We start from the raw sequence: 12,976 nt of genomic DNA, 5'->3' as shown, positions 1-12,976 counted from the left end.
TTTCTCCGCTAAACACCACGTCCCGCGCTACAGTGAGGGCGCAATTGCATTCGGTAAAAAAGGGATATCTGAGAGGCCTAGCTGGAGAGAAAGCGGTAAAAACGGTTTAAATCTATCGCTCCTTAACTGGAATAGATTAGATTTTTATAGCGGCCATTGTTAAAAGCGCTCCTTTTTAAGCGAAAATAGCGGCTCCTAGCGCCAGCACCATCCGATAGGCGTCGTTGCCCCGTCCTATTTCCGGGAGTAAACAGATAAGTCACTGATGTTGCCATCGTTGCAGATAGCAGGCTGCTAAAATCCGCCGCAATCCCCTGCTTTACCACGACTCGTGGCGTAGCGGGCACAAGGGCACGCTTAAAAAAAACGGCTATCTGAAAGAGAAGGAGTTCGCCTAAACAAACCGGATCCGACGAACTCCTCTCCCTGGTTATCCCGTGCTGAGAGGTAAACTAGCTGTCGCTTCGCGGGACGCCCGGGGGCCAGTTGTGGTCGGCCATAAATTCGTAAAAGCGTTCTTCGTCCACTAAATCCGTTAAGGAAAAAGTATCTTTGGTTTCAATGGTCAGATCATAATAGACCCGGTTCCAGGGCCCCACCTGGCTAGCTTCCAAAACCCGGGAGACATACTCGGTCCAGGATCCCTGCTCCAGGCCTAATTCCTGGACCGCCTGGTACTCGCGCCGGTCGAGGACAAAGATTTGTTCAAACTCCTGGAGCATGCTCACCGCATCTTCGGCAGTAGTAAGCTCGGGCGGTAGCAAAGCGGCGGCTTTGTTGATTGCCCGCTTGATCCAGCACCACGGGCACAAAGCCGTGCTGTTGACTCTCCCAGTAGAAGCCTACGGTTAAAGCGTAAGGTTTGCCCTCGTGGCGAAACTTGACCCCCATCAGATGCTGCAACGCTTTAAAGCGGTATTGGCCAAAGGGCGGGGACTCGGCGCCATCCGGGGCTTCATCCGTAGCGTGGACCGTGGCGAGTACCAGTAACAAGTGGGTGGCGGCGTGGTGTATTCGACCGTGACTTCCAGGGCGATCTCCTGGCCTTTGTGGGTATCTAATAAGGTAAGGAACATAAGGGTTGTGTTAAAATGCGACAATAGTTTAGAGCTCCTCTAGCGGCGGCGCTCCTGGAGGATCGAGGAAGCCGCTGGGGCAGCAGCAAAGCTAACAAAATCCGGCTTGTAAACATATGTGTATACAGATAATTTTCCGGGAAGCCAGACCTTTAAGGAGTGAAGAATCCAGCAGAGATCAGCAGCTTTGCCGACATCTAAGAAAGTTACGGCAAGAGCGGGGCTACAGTCAACAAGCTTTAGCGGACGAGGCGAATCTAGCCAACAAACTATTTACCGGATTGAGAAGGCGCAGTTTACCGTTACCCTGGATGTGCTGGTGAGCTTAAGTGAGGCCTTGCAAATGCCTTTGAAAGAATTAGTAGACTTTCCCCGGGAAAGTTAATCACCCCACCACCAGTTATATATTCTTAATTGAAAACTTACCGGAGGATCATTGCTTAGGCGGTGGGATGCTCCGCTAAGCGTTGCTGGACTTCAGCAATTAAAGCCATGGGAGTCATCTCGAAGGCGGCCGCAAGTGCAAAAAGAGACCCTAAAGAAGGTTGATTCCTGCCTTTCTCTAACAAGTAAATGTATTTGCGGTCTAGGTTACAGCGTTCGGCTACCTGCTCCTGGGTTAAGCCTTGTTGCCGTCTTTTGTCGTACAGTACCCGGCCAAAGACGTGGGCGAGTTTCTCCATGGTGGAAAAGTAAAGCAAGTAGGAGAGATAAACAGGAAGTATACTTCCCATTCAGCAGAAAATGGTTTATCTTGGGGACTATTCTATAAAGTAACGCGTGTATGTTCCCTATGACTTCCCTGATTCCAGCTCCCTTGATTGTCCTGCTCTTAAAAGAAGAGCTCAAAAGTCAAAAGCTCATGTCTGGTTTGAACCAACTAGGGATTGTGGCCGAACCCTATCAAAGTGATCTGGGCCGGGTGATTCTGATGTTGATGGGTTTTGCCAACAGTGAGCAGGACGAGGCGTTATATACTTTTTATAATGAACAGTTAGGGTTGTTTACCGCATTAGAGATCGGCGTATTCCAGCAGCAGCTAGATCATTTAGCTTTACGCCTGTATCAAGAGCTAGAAGCTATCCGAAGGTAATTCTATTTATCATAACACTGGTTATGAGACTTCATTCCAGGGCATTGAGTCTAACAAATGGTTGAGCTAAAGAAAGGGTAACAGTTCTATTTACTTGACTTTTTTTAATTTAATATAGGCTGAAATAGGATCCCAATGAATCTCTTTTACCTGCCCGTTTTCTATTTTAAAAGAATACCGATCATTCCCTAAAGCCCATTGCTGCTGGCCAACATAGGTTAGAGTGTCGCCATTAGTCTGCCAGCTTCTTTTTATAACTAACTTCGAATCAACCACCTGGACGTTCAAATCGAAAAGGCCCTTATAGGTTCCTTGATATAGGGAGAGATCACCCTGAAACTGGTCGGTTACCTTTTTTTTAGCCGGAAGCAACCGGTCAGCAATCGGTAAGGATATATCGGATTCACTGGCCCGGCGGTAGGTATTTTGTAGGACAATAATAGTTAGCTTTTGTTCCGGAAAATAGCGGGAATCACACAAGATGCCACTGCCTGAGCCGCCGTGGCCAATTACCGAGTAACCCTTGTACCGGAATACTTGTAATCCTTTGGCATAGCGCAATACGGTGCCATCCGTTAAGCGGCCCACCCGAATCAGTTCCTGATAAGTCTCCGGTTTTAAAATCTTAGCACTGCTGTGTAGGGCTTGATTCCATTGGAGCAGATCTTCCACCGTGGAAGATAAAGCGCCGGCTGAAAAAGTCCACCGAAAGTAAGGCTGCTCGGCCCGGGTTAGTTTCCCATCTTTACTCACATTGTTATACCGTGCGTCCGTAATTTAATAACCTTTTCTTGATCCGATAAGTAGCTATTTTGCATGCCAGCTTTTAGAAAAAGGTTTTTAGTAAGATATTCTTCGTAGGTTTGTCCGGTCAGTTTTTCAATTATTAAGCCGAGTAAGAAATAGCCCTTATTATTGTACATCATCTCGGTACCGGGTTTAAAATCGAAGCGAGCTTTTTCAATTAAGCTCAGGACGGTGTCACGCGAGTAATGGCTATAAAGGATATCGCCTAAGCGCACCTCTTTTATACCGGAAGTATGATGCAGTAACTGCCGAACCGTAATTGCTTCTTTGGGAAAGCTAATCTGCAAGTATTTGCTAATATCATCATCCAGGCTCAAGAGACCTTTTTCTACCAGTTGCATAATGGCCACGGCGGTAAACTGCTTGGTTATGGACCCAATTTCGAAAGAAGCATTCACCGGCATAGGTACCGCAAATTCCAGGTCCGCGTAGCCGTACGATTTTAGCAGCAGAACCGAATCGTGGCGCATCACGCCAATGGCTATGCCGGCTATTTGGGAGTTGTCTACCAGGGCCTGCGCCAGGGAATCGACGTATCTTTCCAGTGGCTTATTCTTATCTACGGGTCTTTCTCTAGTAGTTAAATTAGCGGGACCTTGACACGAAAAGGTAAAAAGAAAAAGCGCCAAAAGGCAGGAGACTACCGGAAGGAGTAACGATTTCATGGGTTCATTAATGGCTGTTGGAAATGGGGGAAAGATGGCCATGAATAAGCACTAAAAATAGAATGAGATTAGCCTCGTGCTTAAAACTATAATTTTTTGAAATGCTTCGGCAGCCAACCCGTCATTTCTTTAAAAATGCGGATAAAATGACTTTGGTCGGCAAAGCCACATTCTAAAGCCACGTCCGTTAACGAAAGATGCGGATTTCGCAATAAAGCAAGGCTTTTGTTTACTTTTAATTTCCGCCTGTACTCTCCCAAGGTACAGGCAAAATACCTGGTAAAATGTTTCGAGATGGTAACGGGATGCACCTGGGTGAGGGAAGCAAGTTCCGGCAAGGTCACTGGTTCGTTCCATTTATCCTGTAGTATTTCCATAAGCAAGACGGTCCATTTAGGTGGGAATACCCGTTGTTATCTTAACGGATTCTTGCATTAAACTAAGCAGCAGCATTTGGATGGAAGTTTCCGTATCGGAGTCTTTGGTCCGCACTTCCCGATATGCTTTTAAGATTAAGAACTCGCGTTTACGTTTTGGAAACGGCTTGATCAATGCTACTTTCGGAGATGTCGTAGTGCCGTAAAAGGAATAATCTATTTCGAGATTGATGTTTTTAGAAGGAAATTCTTGGGTGATAAATTGATGCGGTTCTCCGCCGTGGCAAAACAGGATATCTCCTGGTAGTCGGGCAAATTCGGTTTTGGTTCTTTTTTCCAAATGTCCTCCTCCCAGCAGCAAACTCAGGTGAGGGTTTGGTGGTAATGCAGGGAGCTGGTGCGGTTTCGGGCGAGTAGATCGTCGTTCCTACCGTCAGCCTTCTAGGTAATGAATATCATTTATTTTTCCGGAGTATTGTCCTTTCAGGAAAGGTACTAGCCTGCTCATACCTTTTCTGAATGGTTTTAGGAGGGTAGAAGGATGAATCTGTTTCTGGCTAGTAAATAACTAATTTAGCGCAAACTTGCGGGTTCTGGCCACATTTAGTTTGTTATCCAATTTAATATATAGGTACTTATAAGTCTTGGCTAGGTGGGAGAGGAGCACGCTCTTCCCGAGGAACAAAGGAATCCGCATTTCTTTTGTTGCAACACCCGCTATATTTTGTTGCTGAATCCATGTTTTTTGTTGCTAATGCCATTGTTTTCTCCTCAGAATGATTGCTTAATACTCTTTCTTTAAATGCTAGCACTCCTTTCTTATTAATTCTTGGAAAACAAGCCCTACTTTACATAATGTGTACTTATCAGACATGCCTTAACTAAGCTGAAAATAGAGTGGGAGAGGAGGTAAGTGCTGCGGGTAGCAGCAGCCTGCAACGTAGCAAGAGTTATTTAGCTAGCTGTTAAATAATTCTTATTCTCCCCTAGGCAATTTTCAGGTTTTTGCCGTATAAGGAGCAAGAAGGATATCGCAGAAGAATTATGGCTGAAAATACCCTTGCGGCTCATGCCCTTAGGCCGCTTTATTCGGCAGATTGATCAGCAGAGCGTGCTGTTTTCTTTTCCTTATCTGAAAAAGAAACAAGTAGAGCAGCTCAAGGATAATGTTTTCCCGGACGATTTGATCCGGCAGGAATTTACGACAATTAAAATCACTTTGCCGAATGTGGCGGAAGGTCCGAGTTTATGACCCGTCTTAATTCGCGTATCCTGGTGGAATGTTATTTATCCCGGATTCCGACTAGCTACCAAGTTGATGAGTGATTCGATAACTGGGTGGGAATGGTCGTTGCTGGTGGGTGTATACTAGCTGTGGGGTATATTCTGAGAATCTGGATTCAGCAGCGGTGGCCTCTTCTTATCAAAAGCATAAACGAAATAGACGTAAATGGTAAGATAGCAGTCGTTAGCAGTAGCAGGGCCATCTTTTCTAATGGACAATCGTATTCTTTATTTCCGGGTTAACTGATTTTAGATGACCTTGTATGACTTAATCGCGGCTCTCAAGAAGAACGACTGGCTTGGACCTGGCAGCATGGCGCCTACTTATCGTATCGATTTCATTTAGGCATCGAATAGCCCTGTATCACCTAAGCGAATCTTTATTGAGGTATACTACCAGGTACAGGGCAATGAGGTGGATTACGTACGCGGCTTTCAGAGCCTGGAACTGCTGGCACCTTACCTGGCTAAAATAAAATTACCGGATGTAATTAGATAATAGTTTACATTAGTAGATTGATTCTGGGCTAACTACCTTAAACATGAAACCATATACCATACTCGCATTGCTTCTAATCTTAAACCTAGTAGGGGCAAAGGCTCAGGTTGTTGCCCCGAAAATAGAGCGGTTCCCATCCATCCAGCTGAAAACACCAGAACTCCACGATAACTACCTGGCCCAAGATCCGGCGGCGTTCTTAAAAGGTCTTCAACAGAAGGGGGTGACCAGCCAGCACCTATCAGGGGATCAGAAAGCAAAGGGAGAGGTACCGTTGCAAAAGAGTATAGCCACGAAAATGCCCATTATGCAACCGGACTCTACCATTAAATTTCAAATTCTGGCTGTTATACCGGATTCCACTACGCTTTATCACATGCCCGTCAAGAAGCTCGATTAATCAAAAGATAAAAATTTTATATTGAACCGGCTATACTTTTAAGAGTAATTTAAATCTTTCTTTAAAAGTGCCAGAAAATGCGCCAATAATAAACCCACTCCGACGGCTGGAAAAGCATTTTTTCTGATAACGACTGTTATGTTAAATAGGGTTGGTTTTCTGGGTTTTGTTACATTAGTTATTTTTCAATTAAGCGATTAACCATAAAGCCTAATTTACAAGAGAGGAGAAAAGTTAATCACTGCTAGCCAGAGTAACAAACTGGCGCTAGGCAGCCTAAGTAGCACGCAAGCAGACAGTACAGGATGCTATCACAGCGTGTTGGCTGATTGAAGATACCGGTTCATCATTAATAGGTTTTTTATTTCTTCAATTCACAACATTGTACGCCTTCTTTAACAAACTATCGTTATTTTGGACTGATATAATTTCTACATCCAACAATACAAAACAAACTTTCATGAAAAAAAAGCTTTCATTAGTAGCCCTTTATTTTTCTCATTTTATTTTTCTCAAGCCCAAACAGAGCAAAACCAGGATGACACGCTGAAACCTCTCAAAGGAGATATTACCACTGAACTTACTTTAAATTTGTTGAAAGAAGGTTTTACCTTCAATAACCCCGGAGTTAGTTTAGGACCTTATATAGGCTTAGTAAAAGCAAGATATTTTAAATCAGATAATACTGCTTTAAGATTTGGATTAACCTTGTTCATGATTCAGAAAATAACGAACCATTATTAACTGACCTTACAAGTAGCCAAACAAGTATTTGGCTATTGAGTGCAACTACCGGAATCGAAAAACATTTTAGTGGAACAAAAAAGTTATCGCCCTATATAGGTGCAGAAATTGGCTTCACCTCCACATTTGTAAAATCTGAATATACAGGGCCTGATAGAGAAATTTCTGTTAAAAATGGCTATATAGATGATAATCAAAATCCTAATGGAAGACCTGGGTATTCGCAAATTGGCTTAAATGCAATTGTGGGCGCAGATTATTATTTTGTTAAAAGATTTTATGTAGGCATGGAATTAGGCTATGGAATTCAATATAAAATTTCTAAAAAAATTGAAATTAAGGAAAATGGCATTACTACTTATGCAGATAAAGTAAATGGTTTCCGACAATTTGCTTTAGGCGCCTATGCTAATCCTGGACTGAGAGTAGGTTTTGTATTTTAGGTATGATTAACCTGGCCAGTGCTTAGCAGATTGACCAGCAAGCGAGTAGTCGGAATAGCTTTTTCTGTGAGCAAGCACGACCCCTACGGATGTAAACTAACGGAACAATCTTTTTCTTAGGGTGCGGAGTAAGGGTCAACGTTTCTTAGGACAAGTCTCATAGCAAATCGTCTCGTAAAACGACCGTTTTCTTGAGATTGGATAAAGCCATTTTACATATTCTTACGTATAGGCCTACCTAGATATCATGTGCCGGCTTTTTATTCTTCAAATTATCGTAATAGGTAAAGTCTTTAACGATTTTTCCATTTTCAATTGTAAAAATTGTGCATATTGGAAGTTCCAATTTAGAATCATCTGGCGCGGTTCCGCTCGATACAAATTCCACAATAATATGGTTTTCGCCTGATGGGTATACCTGGATAACATCATCTTTCAAATCAGGAAAAGCTTCATTTAATTCACTATACTTTTGAGCAATCTGTTCACGCGTCTGTTTTACAATTCCTTGTCCAAGGGAAGGGTCTTTAAACGCAGTTGTTTCTGAATACATTTCCGCCATCTTCTCCCAATCGTGGTTGTTAAAATGTTCAAAGTACTGCTTTACTACATCCATGTTTTTAGTGTCCATTGTTAGTTGGATTTGGTTGTTACAAGAATTCAACACTACTAAGATGACTAAGATTATCAGGCTTTTTTTCACTGGTCGGTCAGCTTAAACTATTTATTGAAAAGGCAGTTTCCGCATTTTGTTTTATTAGAATACCAATATGAATACTAGCAGATAGCTAAAGTAATTCCGGTTACTTGCATTATGGATGGAGAGTTGCCGAAGGCCTATTCTGCGAACCAATTTTTTACTGGAGTAGTGGCGGCTCTCTTGCTCCTTCTTTGGCCAATTTAGTGAATGCTTTTCTAATTCCAGCGGCCAGCGGGAGCTCCGGGCTATTCCGGGTGTTTTAACTACTGCTAGTGCCAGACCTTTACTTTGTTTTCCTTTCCCTTACATATAACGAAAGACAGAAAACGACCTTTATTGAATATAATAGTGGGTATACCTTTTTGTAAAGCAGTCCGCGAAACTTGATTATGTAAAATTAAGAAGTATAGTAATCTCCTTCTATTTTCAGCAGTTATAATCGGTATAAAATAAAAGTAGATAATCGGCGTCCTTACCTCGTATTCGGCTAAGTATATTCTTAAAGGAAGATATTTAAAGCCGGAAAAGCTACGGACTGCTCGTTTGTTCTTGTACAAAAAAATCCTTATGTTTTTCGCCGGAAAAGCCCGATAACGCTGGCGATTAACACCAGGCCAATTGCCAGCTTAAAGAATACTTTACGGGGAGAAGTTCGTTGAGTGCTTTGGGCCGGTAAACCACCCAATAGCAATTCACCATTAATTACTGCTAGCACTAGGCGCACTGTTTGGGTAGGGGCATCCCACTGGGGAAAGTGGCCGCAATCATTAAACCAATGCAGGTGAGCGTCGGGAAAAGCAGCTAAAGCCCGCGTTGCTTGCCGGGGAAGACAAACCCGGTCCTGCCGGCCCCAGCCAATGACCAATGGTTGCTTAATGGTTCCCGGAGGAACCCCTTGTTGCCGCTCTCCGTGAGCTAATTGGTCTAAGAGTTCATCAAAAGAAGGGGAGCTGGCAAAAGTGCGCATTTCGTCGCCTACTAAGGTAGCCGGTAATTGCCAGGGACGAGCAGAAAACTGAGCTAATAGGGCCGTACGGCCAATGGGGTTTCCCAAGAGGGTTGGCATTATCGGTTGCAATAACCGCACTAGGCGCACGGAAGTAGCCACTGAATAATAAAAAAAAGGTACTTCCCAGCCCCGCCAAAATCCGCCGGGGTCCAATGAAACAACGGCGCCTACTATTCCCCCGCGTCGAGCTAGCTCTAGTACCAAGCGGGCACCCATGGAACTACCTACCGCATCAATACCCATTAAATCCTGTTTTTGCAGAAAATCTGTAACGGCATCCGCCAGCGTACGGATAGATACTTCCCCTCGCAAGGCCGGGGTAGCCCCGTGGCCCGGTAAGTCAACGGCAATAACTTGCCGACCCGCTTCAACTAGGGCATCCAGGATCAGATGCCAAGAACGCGAGCTACCGCCAATTCCGTGAATAAGTAATAGCGGCTTACCGGTGCCGCGGCGAATGCAGTGCATATCCATAAGATATTGGAATCAGGAGCTATGGCGTAATAGCTTAGGACTATTTACGGAGTTAGGGACAGTCAAGTTGGTGTAGCCGTTGATTAGCGCAGGGAAGGACCATTACTAGGAAGGGTCTTTTTATTGCAGTCGATAAACGATGGTCCTATTAAGTCATTATTCTCCTTTAAAATTACAATGTTAGTTTATTAACTAGCTTGATGGTAAGTAGCCATGCTTTGTCTGTCTTGTCCAGATATAGGTTGACCAAAATCGTCTCGTGAAACGACGATATAATGAGAATGCAAAAGACCTGGTTATACCAGGTCTTTTAGCTTTATAACTTTCTCATTAAACCATCTTAGAAATCAACAAGTGTTCTTGATTTTTGAGATGAGTTCTGATAGACGAAAAAGTAATAACATGATTTATGAAAGAATTTAGTTAAAAGAATAAAGCATTTAACTCGTTCATGGATATAACATCCTCTTTTTTGTTACCCTTAACAAGGATAATTATTTCTTCATCGAATTCTCCTTCCCGCAAGATCCCCACGGCAACCTCTCCTTTCTGATACAACCACAAGGATCCATTGTGCGTGTTTTTAAATCCAGCTCGCATTAAATTTACGTGTTCTATTTTCATACTATTTATTGTTTAACTATCAGCACCGTTACTGACAAAATAGTATAGGAAAAGCTCTCGTAGCGATTAGCCATTAATTCGCGGAAGCACGAATCAGAATAGAACTTAAAGTCTATGAGCGAGTCCGGTAAGGAAAAATATTTAAAGGTGGAACTTAATTTAAAATATAGTGTTTTTTATATGTTTAAAATTAAGTTCTTCTTCAATTTCTTCCTTCATGAAACACCTGGTTACTCTTTTATTACTGGTATTCTTTTTTGAAAACACCACATTAGCCCAAAGTGCCCTCGTAGAAGTAGCGGATTTATCTGTTAAAGTCCCAGGAATGGGTTCTAAAGAATACTACTATGGTTTTGAAGCCGGAGATGAATTAGTTTTTGATTTTGTTGACTTAAGCAAGAAAGGACTTAAGCAAGTAGAGATTATAGAATATCCCAATCAAACAAATATGCGGGCTTACAGGTATCTACCTTTACTAAAAGCCTCAAAATCAATAAACGAGGAATTTATCTATTCCGGTTTACCAATAACGCTCTTGCGCAAAGAGCTTGTACTGTTAAAATTAATCGTAAACCCGCCAGCTCCAGCACAATTAACTTTAATACCCAAGTAACTTGGAAAGAAGTAACTGATACTACTTTTACTACCGTTACCAAGCAAGAACTTACGCGCTATGATACTACTTTTACTTATTACACGAAAAAAGAACTAGTCAAAGTAGATACCCTCGCGCAAGAGTTATTTAGTAGAGTCGAACAAGTTGCCGCCGAAACTACCATCGGAAAGCCGAGCGAATCGGTGATTCAAATTAATTTACCGCAAAATAAGACCGCTCCTTTAGAATCTACCGAGCTTATCTCCTGGGCCTATTGGCTAGGGGTAGGACAAGAGGGTCACTTAGCCTTCGAAGCAAACAAAAAGGCTTATGTACAAGCATTAGGTAGTTTAGCCAATGTCACGGGCCATCCTTTGATTGGATTGGCCTTGAACCAAGTAGCCTTTCTGCCCACCGGAAACGCGGGTAGCAACGTGGAATATTACTTTATGGCAGATCGGGCTAATGCTACCATATTTATGAATAGTTTTGATAAAGGTGGTTTTCGCTATTATGATCACGGTAATGGTATCTCGGGCTATGGCCGGAAAGAAGCGCCCACACAGGGGACCTTTTACCTGGGGTTGCATAATGATAACTTCCACAATGATATTAATGTTACGGTTAAAGTGGTAACTGTTGTTCTACGGAGAAAATACGAGCTAAAACAGTATAAACAGCCAACAGTTACACCCCGCTACGAAAGTAAAATAGTTAAGCAGCCTTTAGTAACGATTAAGAAAGTACCCGTTATTACCTAAAAAACAAATAAGTCAAGTTATACTTTCTAGGTAGCTACAAGATGTCACTGGTTAGTATCTAGGTGTGGTTAGCTGTCATTGCTTATAAGTCTTTAATTTCATTTAAGGTTGAATCGACCAAAAAAGGGATTCTACCTTCTGCAAGATCCGTGTAGCATATGGTTTGCGCATTAAAAGTATCTATGGCAATACAATTATCTTGAGAAATTTGGTAACTATCCGCGTAATCTCTCTTTAGTAATCTGTAAAGTATTTCGCAAAACATGCCTAATTCTTGTTTACTAAAACCATAAAGTCTGGGGATCAACCATAAGGCGCCTAATTCCTGTTTATCATCCTTCTCATAAGTAAACAAAAGACTTGGATTAACGAACAAAGGGAAATTCTCGATAGTTACTATTTGATGATCTTTGGGTACTTTCCTGTATTTTGGGGCACTGGAAGGTTTGAATTCTTGAAAATCAAATTCTTTAAAACTAAGAAGGATATCTATGTTCCGTTGATACATGGCCTTAATCCGTATATCTTTGGATCCTTCTAGTTTTGCTCTTAATTCGTTTATTTTAGCATCGTACAGTTCCGCATTATCAGATTTAAAAACATTATAAATACAACTGGTACTGGTAACCCAATAATCACCGCCACCTTCTTCGCCATTGGTTTCACTTTTAACTTTGGCTTCTCTGTTTTTCAATTTAAAAGCAAAGTTTTTTTTGCTCCTTTCTGATCTTCTTCTGAAATCTATTAATTCCTTAATTGTAATTTTTTGCATTCGTTCAGTTCTGAAATATGATTGAAAAATTGGTATAACTGTAAAAGAAATAGTGATGCTGTTACAAATAGCCTTTTATAGCTGTTTATAGTATTATTGATTTACCTTAAAAGGGGAAATTAAAGTTTGTTCCATTCAGAAAACGGTCGTTTTCTGCCTAATGAATTCATCCTGATTTATGTAAATACCAGCGTCCTCTCTATATTCTATTACCGATACGAATGTTACCTGGTACACTAGAATTGCTGTCTTGTTTTAAGAAGAATGTTGCTGTTTTCTAGACTCCTCTAGATATATTTGATGCAGAATAAAATTCAAATCAATGGCCAAAGAAGCAAACATCAGTGAAATAGTACAAACCTTGCAGGAAGCGCAACAAAACAAAGAACTCTTAGAAGCCTTAACCACTAGTCTGGAGCGTTACGTAGCTGGTCAGAAGGAAGGCTTAGGCGAGTTAGAGAGTCTGGTCAATCAAGCTCGCTCAGGTCAGCTGAAGATAAAGAAAAGAGGGGGCTATCGTGGCCGTAGGAAAAAGGAAGCTGAAGGGGAGCAGGAAAATGCCTAAGCCTTAGGCTAATCATAAGACCGAGTACAGCAAAAAGTGGTATTCGGTCTTATAACGAATTCTTAGTACTTCTTATCCGGATAATCTT

The 12,976-nt window shown here is 42.1% G+C and carries 19 protein-coding genes; 9 read left to right on the top strand and 10 right to left on the bottom strand.

What is annotated here, in order from left to right; genetic code table 11:
- Window positions 1-452: 452 nt before the first annotated feature.
- Window positions 453-722: a hypothetical protein gene (locus AHMF7616_RS26130; RefSeq protein WP_115375929.1), complete on the bottom strand. Its 270-nt coding sequence runs from the start codon at window positions 720-722 to the stop codon at window positions 453-455.
- On the opposite strand from AHMF7616_RS26130, the gene AHMF7616_RS27630 reads away from it, so the two are divergent.
- Together AHMF7616_RS27630 and AHMF7616_RS26115 are read left to right on the top strand one after the other, a co-directional pair.
- Window positions 721-852, top strand: coding sequence for a hypothetical protein (locus AHMF7616_RS27630; RefSeq protein ID WP_262511759.1), 132 nt, complete (start codon window positions 721-723; stop codon window positions 850-852). The two genes, AHMF7616_RS26130 and AHMF7616_RS27630, sit on opposite strands and share 2 nt — an antisense overlap.
- Before the next feature lie 411 nt (window positions 853-1,263).
- On the top strand, window positions 1,264-1,461 hold the full coding sequence (locus AHMF7616_RS26115; RefSeq protein ID WP_158546271.1) for a helix-turn-helix domain-containing protein: 198 nt from the start codon (window positions 1,264-1,266) through the stop codon (window positions 1,459-1,461).
- Window positions 1,462-1,516: 55 nt separating this feature from the next.
- Here AHMF7616_RS26115 and AHMF7616_RS26110 read toward each other — a convergent pair whose 3' ends face one another.
- Window positions 1,517-1,759 carry a helix-turn-helix domain-containing protein gene (locus tag AHMF7616_RS26110; protein WP_115375898.1) on the bottom strand — a complete coding sequence of 81 codons (243 nt, stop codon included), beginning with the start codon at window positions 1,757-1,759 and terminating at the stop codon, window positions 1,517-1,519.
- A gap of 110 nt (window positions 1,760-1,869) precedes the next feature.
- On the opposite strand from AHMF7616_RS26110, the gene AHMF7616_RS26105 reads away from it, so the two are divergent.
- On the top strand, window positions 1,870-2,169 hold the full coding sequence (locus AHMF7616_RS26105) for a hypothetical protein (protein ID WP_147275805.1): 300 nt from the start codon (window positions 1,870-1,872) through the stop codon (window positions 2,167-2,169).
- Window positions 2,170-2,259: 90 nt separating this feature from the next.
- Here the strand turns inward: AHMF7616_RS26105 and AHMF7616_RS26100 are convergent, their stop codons facing one another.
- Genes AHMF7616_RS26100 through AHMF7616_RS26085 form a run of 4 tightly spaced genes read right to left on the bottom strand, consistent with a single transcriptional unit; the run spans window position 2,260 to window position 4,358 of the window.
- Window positions 2,260-2,922 carry a serine hydrolase domain-containing protein gene (locus AHMF7616_RS26100; RefSeq protein ID WP_158546270.1) on the bottom strand — a complete coding sequence of 221 codons (663 nt, stop codon included), beginning with the start codon at window positions 2,920-2,922 and terminating at the stop codon, window positions 2,260-2,262.
- Window positions 2,919-3,683, bottom strand: coding sequence for a serine hydrolase domain-containing protein (locus AHMF7616_RS26095; RefSeq protein ID WP_115375924.1), 765 nt, complete (start codon window positions 3,681-3,683; stop codon window positions 2,919-2,921). The genes AHMF7616_RS26100 and AHMF7616_RS26095 overlap by 4 nt, the downstream gene beginning before the upstream one ends.
- A gap of 44 nt (window positions 3,684-3,727) precedes the next feature.
- Entirely contained in the window at window positions 3,728-4,018 is a 291-nt protein-coding gene (locus AHMF7616_RS26090; protein WP_115375923.1) for a helix-turn-helix transcriptional regulator, read from the bottom strand.
- 16 nt (window positions 4,019-4,034) lie between these two features.
- Window positions 4,035-4,358 (bottom strand): hypothetical protein, encoded by a 324-nt coding sequence (locus tag AHMF7616_RS26085; RefSeq protein WP_115375922.1) that lies wholly within the window; start codon window positions 4,356-4,358, stop codon window positions 4,035-4,037.
- A 729-nt stretch (window positions 4,359-5,087) separates the two neighbouring features.
- Here AHMF7616_RS26085 and AHMF7616_RS26080 point away from each other — a divergent pair.
- From AHMF7616_RS26080 to AHMF7616_RS26070, 3 genes are all read left to right on the top strand, one after another.
- On the top strand, window positions 5,088-5,270 hold the full coding sequence (locus AHMF7616_RS26080) for a hypothetical protein (protein ID WP_115375921.1): 183 nt from the start codon (window positions 5,088-5,090) through the stop codon (window positions 5,268-5,270).
- Window positions 5,271-5,844: 574 nt separating this feature from the next.
- Window positions 5,845-6,201, top strand: coding sequence for a hypothetical protein (locus AHMF7616_RS26075; protein WP_115375892.1), 357 nt, complete (start codon window positions 5,845-5,847; stop codon window positions 6,199-6,201).
- A gap of 779 nt (window positions 6,202-6,980) precedes the next feature.
- Window positions 6,981-7,388, top strand: coding sequence for a BT1926 family outer membrane beta-barrel protein (locus tag AHMF7616_RS26070; RefSeq protein WP_158546269.1), 408 nt, complete (start codon window positions 6,981-6,983; stop codon window positions 7,386-7,388).
- A gap of 238 nt (window positions 7,389-7,626) precedes the next feature.
- Here AHMF7616_RS26070 and AHMF7616_RS26065 read toward each other — a convergent pair whose 3' ends face one another.
- From AHMF7616_RS26065 to AHMF7616_RS26055, 3 genes are all read right to left on the bottom strand, one after another.
- The gene (locus tag AHMF7616_RS26065) at window positions 7,627-8,019 is read right to left on the bottom strand and encodes a nuclear transport factor 2 family protein (RefSeq protein ID WP_115375932.1); all 393 of its coding nucleotides are present in this window, start codon (window positions 8,017-8,019) and stop codon (window positions 7,627-7,629) included.
- A gap of 634 nt (window positions 8,020-8,653) precedes the next feature.
- Complete coding sequence (locus AHMF7616_RS26060; RefSeq protein WP_115375806.1) at window positions 8,654-9,571, bottom strand: alpha/beta fold hydrolase; 918 nt, start codon at window positions 9,569-9,571, stop codon at window positions 8,654-8,656.
- Window positions 9,572-9,994: 423 nt separating this feature from the next.
- Window positions 9,995-10,195, bottom strand: coding sequence for a hypothetical protein (locus AHMF7616_RS26055; RefSeq protein ID WP_115375890.1), 201 nt, complete (start codon window positions 10,193-10,195; stop codon window positions 9,995-9,997).
- Window positions 10,196-10,412: 217 nt separating this feature from the next.
- Here AHMF7616_RS26055 and AHMF7616_RS26050 point away from each other — a divergent pair, with 217 nt between their 5' ends.
- Both AHMF7616_RS26050 and AHMF7616_RS26045 read left to right on the top strand, forming a co-directional pair.
- Window positions 10,413-10,808 carry a hypothetical protein gene (locus AHMF7616_RS26050; protein WP_115375919.1) on the top strand — a complete coding sequence of 132 codons (396 nt, stop codon included), beginning with the start codon at window positions 10,413-10,415 and terminating at the stop codon, window positions 10,806-10,808.
- Window positions 10,809-10,993: 185 nt separating this feature from the next.
- Window positions 10,994-11,551 carry a hypothetical protein gene (locus AHMF7616_RS26045; protein WP_115375918.1) on the top strand — a complete coding sequence of 186 codons (558 nt, stop codon included), beginning with the start codon at window positions 10,994-10,996 and terminating at the stop codon, window positions 11,549-11,551.
- A gap of 82 nt (window positions 11,552-11,633) precedes the next feature.
- Here the strand turns inward: AHMF7616_RS26045 and AHMF7616_RS26040 are convergent, their stop codons facing one another.
- Entirely contained in the window at window positions 11,634-12,323 is a 690-nt protein-coding gene (locus AHMF7616_RS26040; protein WP_115375888.1) for a hypothetical protein, read from the bottom strand.
- Window positions 12,324-12,645: 322 nt separating this feature from the next.
- Between AHMF7616_RS26040 and AHMF7616_RS26035 the strand changes: the two genes are divergently transcribed.
- Entirely contained in the window at window positions 12,646-12,888 is a 243-nt protein-coding gene (locus AHMF7616_RS26035; RefSeq protein ID WP_115375887.1) for a hypothetical protein, read from the top strand.
- Window positions 12,889-12,976 lie beyond the last annotated feature (88 nt).

The sequence above is a fragment of the Adhaeribacter pallidiroseus genome, assembly GCF_003340495.1.
Taxonomy (GTDB): Bacteria; Bacteroidota; Bacteroidia; order Cytophagales; family Hymenobacteraceae; genus Adhaeribacter; species Adhaeribacter pallidiroseus.
This window is presented reverse-complemented; position numbering and strand designations above follow the sequence as displayed.

What these genes read in the sequence shown, in the direction of transcription:
- AHMF7616_RS26035 (WP_115375887.1), top strand. Translation starts at nt 12,646, where the DNA reads ATGGCCAAAGAAGCAAACATCAGTGAAATAGTACAAACCTTGCAGGAA.
- AHMF7616_RS26055 (WP_115375890.1), bottom strand. Translation starts at nt 10,195, where the DNA reads ATGAAAATAGAACACGTAAATTTAATGCGAGCTGGATTTAAAAACACG.
- AHMF7616_RS26095 (WP_115375924.1), bottom strand. Translation starts at nt 3,683, where the DNA reads ATGGCCATCTTTCCCCCATTTCCAACAGCCATTAATGAACCCATGAAA.
- AHMF7616_RS26060 (WP_115375806.1), bottom strand. Translation starts at nt 9,571, where the DNA reads ATGGATATGCACTGCATTCGCCGCGGCACCGGTAAGCCGCTATTACTT.
- AHMF7616_RS27630 (WP_262511759.1), top strand. Translation starts at nt 721, where the DNA reads ATGCTCACCGCATCTTCGGCAGTAGTAAGCTCGGGCGGTAGCAAAGCG.
- AHMF7616_RS26080 (WP_115375921.1), top strand. Translation starts at nt 5,088, where the DNA reads ATGCCCTTAGGCCGCTTTATTCGGCAGATTGATCAGCAGAGCGTGCTG.
- AHMF7616_RS26090 (WP_115375923.1), bottom strand. Translation starts at nt 4,018, where the DNA reads ATGGAAATACTACAGGATAAATGGAACGAACCAGTGACCTTGCCGGAA.
- AHMF7616_RS26110 (WP_115375898.1), bottom strand. Translation starts at nt 1,759, where the DNA reads ATGGAGAAACTCGCCCACGTCTTTGGCCGGGTACTGTACGACAAAAGA.
- AHMF7616_RS26075 (WP_115375892.1), top strand. Translation starts at nt 5,845, where the DNA reads ATGAAACCATATACCATACTCGCATTGCTTCTAATCTTAAACCTAGTA.
- AHMF7616_RS26065 (WP_115375932.1), bottom strand. Translation starts at nt 8,019, where the DNA reads ATGGACACTAAAAACATGGATGTAGTAAAGCAGTACTTTGAACATTTT.
- AHMF7616_RS26040 (WP_115375888.1), bottom strand. Translation starts at nt 12,323, where the DNA reads ATGCAAAAAATTACAATTAAGGAATTAATAGATTTCAGAAGAAGATCA.
- AHMF7616_RS26050 (WP_115375919.1), top strand. Translation starts at nt 10,413, where the DNA reads ATGAAACACCTGGTTACTCTTTTATTACTGGTATTCTTTTTTGAAAAC.
- AHMF7616_RS26105 (WP_147275805.1), top strand. Translation starts at nt 1,870, where the DNA reads ATGACTTCCCTGATTCCAGCTCCCTTGATTGTCCTGCTCTTAAAAGAA.
- AHMF7616_RS26130 (WP_115375929.1), bottom strand. Translation starts at nt 722, where the DNA reads ATGCTCCAGGAGTTTGAACAAATCTTTGTCCTCGACCGGCGCGAGTAC.